The 5,708-nt window shown below is 72.8% G+C and carries 3 protein-coding genes; 2 read left to right on the top strand and 1 reads right to left on the bottom strand.

Annotated elements, in window-relative coordinates:
* Positions 1-135 precede the first annotated feature (135 nt).
* Positions 136-2,235 carry an asparagine synthase-related protein gene (locus HLK59_RS47620; RefSeq protein WP_171147932.1) on the bottom strand — a complete coding sequence of 700 codons (2,100 nt, stop codon included), beginning with the start codon at positions 2,233-2,235 and terminating at the stop codon, positions 136-138.
* 683 nt (positions 2,236-2,918) lie between these two features.
* Between HLK59_RS47620 and HLK59_RS47615 the strand changes: the two genes are divergently transcribed.
* Positions 2,919-4,343, top strand: a complete 1,425-nt coding sequence (locus HLK59_RS47615) for an MFS transporter (RefSeq protein WP_171147931.1) — start codon at positions 2,919-2,921, stop codon at positions 4,341-4,343.
* A gap of 110 nt (positions 4,344-4,453) precedes the next feature.
* Positions 4,454-5,674 carry an L-2-hydroxyglutarate oxidase gene (lhgO, locus tag HLK59_RS47610; RefSeq protein WP_171147930.1) on the top strand — a complete coding sequence of 407 codons (1,221 nt, stop codon included), beginning with the start codon at positions 4,454-4,456 and terminating at the stop codon, positions 5,672-5,674.
* The last annotated feature ends 34 nt before the right edge of the window (positions 5,675-5,708 follow it).

Here is a 5,708-nt window from a genome sequence, read left to right as displayed (position 1 = left end):
GGCTGGGATTGCCTGGACCGGGGTTGAGCGCTGCGGCCCCAGCGGGTGGGTGGGCGGGGGTTCGGGACGGCCCGCTTCGTTCTCGAACACCGGACGGGCCGAAGAGAGTGGGCCGGGGTTCGGGGTGGCTCGTTGTTACGCCCTTCGGGCCGTTGCCGCTGCTCCCAGTGCGCCTCGTTGGGGGGTGATTCCGGCGGGTACCGCGCGGGCGCGTGCCGGGGTTCCGGTCCAGCAGGTTCCGCGGCGGGACAGTAGGCGGCGGAGCCAGAGTTCCAGGGAGACGAGGTCTGCCAGGCCGTCCAGCGGGAGGGGTTCGCCCTCCGCTGCCGCGCGGAGGGCCTTGCGGACGACGCGTGCCTCCACCAGGCCCGCCTCCGCGAGGAGGGGTGTGCCGAACAGGGACATCAGGGAGTCCGCCGCCACGCGCAGGCCGGTGCGGGCCGCCACCGCCGCCGAGGCGTGGGACGGCGCGCCCCAGCCGGGCGGGAGGTCGGCGACGCCCGCGCCCTGGAGGACCGTGCGCAGGATCGCGGCCCGCGCGCCCGGTTGGACGCGCAGCGCCTCCGGGAGGGCCCGGCAGGCTCGGACGACCTGGTTGTCGAGGAACGGGGCGTGCAGACGCTGGAAGCGGATCTCCGCGGCCTGCTCCAGGATGCGTACGTCCGCGGCGGTTCGTGCCAGTGCCGCACGCGCGCGGTAGTCGCCTGGGCGTTGGCCCGGGCCGACCCCCGAGCGGCTCGTCGCACCCTGGAGGCGAACCGATACTTCAGCCAGCGCCTCCCCCGTCAGCCAGCGCGCCGCGGGGCCGGGTCTGGCCCACGCGAGGGCGGCCAGTGACGCCCCGACCGCACCCCCCGGTTCGTCGAAGCGGCGGTCCATCAGCCGGTCGGCGAGGACCTCCAGGCCCGTTCGGTAGGGCGTACGGGCGAGGCGGCGTGCCGCGCCGTACACGCGCGCGGGGACCATCACCGAACCGTCCGCCTTCGCCAGCGCAGCCACCGGGCGGACCAGATGGCGTCGCTTGCGGTCCATCAGCAGATCCGCCAGGCGGGCCGGGTGTGCGTCCAGGACCTGACGGGCGCCGTATCCCGTGAAGTGGTCCGCGCTGCCCGACGCCAGGCGCGCGCGGTGGCGGGCCGCCGTCACCAGGGACGGCCCCGGCTCGTCCGTCAGCGGGCCGTCCAGGTCGGCGTACGGCAGTGTCTCCTCGCCGCCGGCCACCACCACGTGGTGCAGCCGTGGGTTGGCCGCCAGCGAGCCCGCCCGCTCCACCTCGGCCTCCCGGCCGCGCACCGCCAGGTCGTTGAAGGTGACCGCCAGCAGTCGCTCGCCCGCACCCGTGCCGTGTCCCAGCACGGTCCCCGGCATCCCGGGCAGGCCCGCCGCGAGCAGCGCCAGCGTTCCCGACGCCGGACCGCCCGACAGGTCCGCCCCGATGCCGGGAACCGGCATCCCGCGCGCGGCACGGCGTTCGGCGGGGCCCATCCCCGGAACCGGGCCCGGGTCGATGTCGGCGCCGGGCACATGGCGGGGCGCCGCCAGACGCGCGCGTACCGCCTCCACCAGCGCGTCCCTTACCGCGTCCACCGCGCTGTCCGGGTCGGCCGAGGGTGCCGCCACCGCGAGGGAGGCGACCTGCTCGTAGCCGGCGATCTCCCGTGCGCCGGTGCGCAGGATCAGGGCGTGCCCCGGCGGAATGCGCCGTACGCCGTCGTACGGGGTGGAGTCGTGCAGCGCGGCCGGGACGTCGGGGGCCGCCAGGAGGGCCGCCAGATGCCCGAAGTCGAGGTTGGCCTCGATGAGGTCGGCCAGCGGAAGGGCCGCCGTCGCGTAGGCGGTGCCGCCGGCCCAGGGCGTGTAGAACACCGGCCGGGCGCCCGCGAGATCGCCGCAGACGGTGACCCGACGGCCCACCTGGACGACGGCCGTGTAACTGCCGGACCAGGCCGTCAGATGCCGAAGGGCGCCTCCGCGCGCGGCGAAGAGTCCGACCCGCAGTTGTTCGTCCGTCGCCCCGCAGGTGCCGAGGACGGCGATTCGATTCTGCGCGTCGGCCTTGATGACCCGCACCTCGTCGGGGCGCCAGTCGCCGACCGCCCACAGCGGATCGGGGTCGCCCCATAGCAATTGGGAACCCACCGGATGCACCGTCTCGCCGTCGCCTCCGGTCGCCCCCGCGGAGCCGATCACGGCCGCTCCCGCTGCGGTGCTGCTCCACCCCACCAACCACCGCATCGACGCCTCCACAGGCTGTGGACAACCAGTGCACCGTACGAACCGGTTCACCATGCTGCCATGAAGGAGGCGCACCGGAGAGGCGGTGGAGCCGCTTGAGCTCCGTTGAATGCGCCCCTGTGCGCATACCCGTGAAGAAGCGAACGCCCGTACAGGGCAAGGTACCTGCGGCGCGAATGCGCCCCCGATACGCTCCCCCAAGACGCCCTTCGCGCCGTCAATTTCCATGGTAGGAGCGGTAATTGCCCTGGAGATGCGGGGGCGATTTTCGGCCAACTTGGCGGAGCGGGGACAGGCTTGCGCACGCTCCGTACAGGCTCTGCGCACCGCATCGGTAACGCGCAGTCCGGGGAACGGAGTTCGCCCCCCGGACCGTTCCGCCACCCGCGGGGATGGAGGTGGCGGAATCCCCCAGCCCACTGGATCCAGTACAGCGGGCCGACCCACGCACGATCCATGGAACCGCTCCCCCGATGGCCGGAGAAGAGCGCACGCACAGGCGCACGGCCACACAACGGGGGCACGTCGCGACGGTGTGTAGGGAGCCCGCACGCGCGTACGGACCACAATCCCGCCATCCGGAACAATGCCTCTTAACGCTTGGGATGCGGCGAACTACGCTGGGTTTACGAATGCCGCGTGGTTATGCCAGCGCGGCAGCCGTCTGTGTCGAGGGGTGGCGCATGTCCAGGGAGCAACGCGGGCCGAACGAAAAACTCGGCGCCGTTCTCGCCCTCGCGGGAATCAGCAACGCAGGGCTCGCGCGTCGCGTCAACGATCTTGGCGCTCAACGCGGGTTGACTCTTCGCTACGACAAGACGTCGGTGGCGCGCTGGGTGTCGAAGGGCATGGTGCCGCAAGGCGCCGCGCCGCACCTCATCGCGGCCGCGATCGGCCAGAAGCTCGGCCGCCCGGTACCGCTCCACGAGATCGGTCTGGCGGACGCGGATCCCGCACCCGAAGTGGGCCTCGCCTTCCCCAGGGACGTCGGACAGGCCGTCCGCTCGGCGACGGAGCTGTACCGGCTCGACCTCGCAGGGCGCCGCTCGGGCGCCGGCGGCATCTGGCAGTCGCTGGCCGGATCGTTCGCAGTGAGCGCATACGCAACGCCCGCCTCACGGTGGCTGATAACCCCGGCCGACAGCTCGGTCGCGCGCGAGGTGAACTCCGCGGAGGGGTCCGGCGCACCGCTCAAAGTCGGCCACAGCGATGTGCAGAAGCTGCGGGAGGCCGCCGAGGACGCCAGGCGCTGGGACTCCAAGTACGGAGGCGGCGACTGGCGTTCGTCCATGGTGCCGGAGTGCTTACGGGTGGAGGCGGCACCGCTGCTGCTCGGCTCGTACTCCGACGAGGTGGGCCGTGCGCTGTTCGGCGCCTCCGCCGAACTGACCCGTCTCGCGGGCTGGATGGCCTTCGACACCGGTCAGCAGGAGGCCGCGCAGAGGTACTACATCCAGGCGTTGCGACTGGCCCGCGCGGCCGCCGACGTACCCCTGGGCGGGTATGTGCTGGCGTCGATGTCCTTGCAGGCGACCTATCGCGGGTTCGGCGACGAGGGCGTGGACCTCGCGCAGGCCGCGCTGGAGCGGAACCGGGGTCTGGCGACCGCCCGCACCATGAGCTTCTTCCGGCTCGTCGAGGCACGTGCACACGCGCGTGCGGGTGACGCGCAGGCAGCCGGGGCGGCGCTGAAGGCGGCGGAGGGGTGGCTGGAGCGGTCCCGGGACGGGGACCAGGATCCGTCGTGGCTGGGCTTCTACTCCTACGACCGGTTCGCCGCGGATGCCGCGGAGTGCTACCGCGATCTGAAGGCTCCTCGTCAGGTGCGGCGGTTCACCGAGCAGGCCCTGTCGAAGCCGACGGAGGAGTTCGTCCGGTCGCACGGGCTGCGGCTGGTCGTCTCGGCGGTCGCGGAACTGGAGTCGGGCAATCTCGACGCGGCGTGCGAGCAGGGGGTGCGGGCGGTGGAGGTCGCGGGGCGTATCTCGTCGGCTCGCACCACCGAGTACGTCAAGGATCTCCTGCACCGGCTGGAGCCGTACGGTGACGAGCCGCGCGTGGTGGAGCTGCGGGAGCGCGCACGACCCCTGCTGATGGCTCCGGCGTAACCGGTTGCCCGAGCGTCCGCCGCACAGCCTCGCACCCCCTTTCGGAGTGCTGCCCGCATCCGAGTTTGAAGGTGATGTCAGTGGCGCAGTGCACTATCTAGAGCAGGGAGGTGGTGCAGGTGCGGGCGGAGGTCGCTTACGACTGTGACGTGCTCGTCATCGGGGGCGGGATCGTCGGGCTGTCGACCGCGTATGCGATCACTCGGGCCGCGCCGGGGACGCGCGTGACCGTGCTGGAGAAGGAGCAGGGGCCGGCCCGGCATCAGACCGGGCGGAACAGCGGGGTCATCCACAGCGGGATCTACTACCGGCCGGGGTCGCTGAAGGCCCGGTACGCCGTCGAGGGCGCGGCCGAGATGGTCAAGTTCTGCGCGGAGTACGGCATCGCGCACGCCGTCACCGGCAAGCTGATCGTCGCGACCGAACAGGCGGAGCTGCCCCGGCTGCACGCACTGGTGCAGCGGGGGCGGGAGAACGGAATTCCGGTGCGGGAGCTGGGACCCGCACAGATCACGGAGTACGAGCCTGAGGTGCGCGGCCTCGCCGCCATACACGTCGGGACGACCGGGATCTGCGACTTCGTCGGGGTCGCCCGGCAGCTGGCGGAGGCCTCGGGGGCTGAGATCCGCTACGGCGCCCAGGTCGTCCGCGTCGACCGGCGGCCGGAGCTCGGGGTGGCCGTGCGGACGTCCGGCGGGGATGTCGTGCGGGCGCGGGCACTGGTGAACTGCGCCGGGCTGCACTGCGACGAGGTGGCACGGCTGACCGGGGACGAGCCCGGGATGCGGATCGTGCCGTTCCGGGGCGAGTACTTCACGCTGGCGCGGCCCGAGCTGGTGAAGGGGCTGGTGTATCCGGTGCCCGATCCGGCGTTCCCGTTCCTCGGCGTGCATCTCACGCGCGGGATCGACGGCGGCGTCCACATCGGGCCCAACGCGGTGCCGGCGCTGGCCCGGGAGGGGTACGGGTGGGGCGTCGTACGGCCTCGGGAGCTGGGCGCGACGCTGGCCTGGCCGGGGTCGTGGCGGATAGCGCGGCGGCACTGGCGGTACGGGGCGGGTGAGCTGCGGCGGTCGGTGTCGAGGCGGGCGTTCGCGGATGCGGTGCGCAGACTGTTGCCGGCGGTCGAGGACGGGGATCTGGTGCCGTCGGCGGCGGGGGTGCGGGCGCAGGCGGTGCTGCGGGACGGGACGCTGGTCGACGACTTCCTGATCAAGGAGGGGCCGCGGACCGTGCATGTGCTGAACGCGCCGTCTCCCGCTGCGACGGCCTCGCTGCCGATCGGGCGGGAGGTGGCGAGGAGGGCGTTGGCCGCGCTGGAGGGTGTGTGACGGTGTGTGGTGGTCGCGGTCCAGGGGGTTGCCC

Origin of the sequence: Streptomyces sp. S3(2020) (assembly GCF_013044505.1) — a bacterium.
Lineage (GTDB): Bacteria > Actinomycetota > Actinomycetes > Streptomycetales > Streptomycetaceae > Streptomyces.
The sequence above is the reverse complement of the archived record's forward strand: the minus strand, read 5'-3'. Positions and strand labels throughout refer to the sequence as shown.